Annotated in this window: 1 protein-coding gene; it reads right to left on the bottom strand. The window is 61.5% G+C overall.

The genetic code is table 11. The annotated features are described in order from the left end of the window. Nucleotides 1–57: 57 nt before the first annotated feature. The gene (locus M0D64_RS44785; RefSeq protein ID WP_266262311.1) at nt 58–1188 is read right to left on the bottom strand and encodes an IS481 family transposase; all 1131 of its coding nucleotides are present in this window, start codon (nt 1186–1188) and stop codon (nt 58–60) included. Nucleotides 1189–1269: the final 81 nt, after the last annotated feature.

Below are 1269 nucleotides of genomic sequence, written 5' to 3'. Positions count from 1 at the left end.
TGTATAGACCGGGGACATGGTTGACAGACGTGCGGGGACATCATTGACACTTTATGGTCAGTGATTTTCGCTCCTCAGGTCAAGGGTGAGGATGCGATGATGGGCAAACCAGAATTCAAATACGCCGTCTTCGCCCGGCTTTGCGCGTGCCGCAACCGGTAGCCCATAAAGTGCTTTCGAGACCCTAAGGTGCTGTCCTTCAAAGCGTAGCTGACCATTCGCTTTGACCCGCAGTACCACGTCATCCGGGCCGTACTCCGGCTCCGGCAGGATCGATGGATACGCCCGCGGGCTCGGCCGGTAACGGCTGATCGGTGTGTCCATGCCGATCGCCTCATGCGGGCGCTCGCAGTTATATACGGTGCGCCAGCGGTCCAGTTCCTGTTGCACGTGCTGCTGGGTGGCGAAGCTTCGTCCGTTCAGTACTTCAGCCTTCAGCGTACGGTGAAACCGTTCGTCCTTGCCGTTGGTCTGCGGGTGATAAGGCCGGCTGTAACTGATGCGGATACCCAGCCGGATCAGCCAGACGGCCAGCTCGGTGAGCTGACCCGGACTGCCGGGCGCCCCCCACGGCGAGCCGTTATCGGTGTTGATGCGCAATGGCAAGCCGTAGTGCCCAAACGCCTCCCGCAATCCCGTCTGCACGGTAGCGGTGTCGGTGGGTCCACAGGCGCGCAGCAGGATGCTGAAGCGCGAGTGGTCGTCGAGTACCGTCAGGGGGCTGCAGCGCTCCTTCTCGAGGGTCTCAAAGTGTCCCTTGAAGTCCATCTGCCAGAGTACGTTGGGCTGCTCGTGCTCAAAGCGCTTCCAGGGTTGGCTCATCGCTGAATCGGCCGGCAGGATCAGGTTGTGCCGGTGCAGGATGTCGGTCACGGTGCTGGCCTGTGGCACCGCCTCAAAGCCCAGATCCTGCAGGCGCCGGCGGATCTTGCGCCCGCCCCAGCGCGGATGGGCCTGGCGCAGCCGCACCACTTCCTGCTCCATGGCAGCGGGGGTCTTTGAGGGACTGCTGGCAGGGCGCCGGGATTGATCTGACAGCGCGTTCTCGCCGCGATTAAGCCATTTGTAGCCGGTCTGCCGGCTGATATTAAAGCGCTGGCACAGCTCGGTCATCGTCAGCGTGTTCTGACTGGCCAGATGAACAAATTCCTGTCGGAGGCTCATGGTGTCTCTTGCGTTCCAGGGCATGGTCGGGACCGGGCGTTTTAATACCCGGAAGTGTCAACCATGTCCCCGCACACCTGTCAGCTATGTCCCCGGTCTATACAC

This window comes from Paraburkholderia sp. WS6, from assembly GCF_030464835.1.
Lineage (GTDB): Bacteria > Pseudomonadota > Gammaproteobacteria > Burkholderiales > Burkholderiaceae > Paraburkholderia > Paraburkholderia madseniana.
Note: the sequence above shows the minus strand (reverse complement) of the source record. Positions and strands in the feature narration are given on the sequence as shown.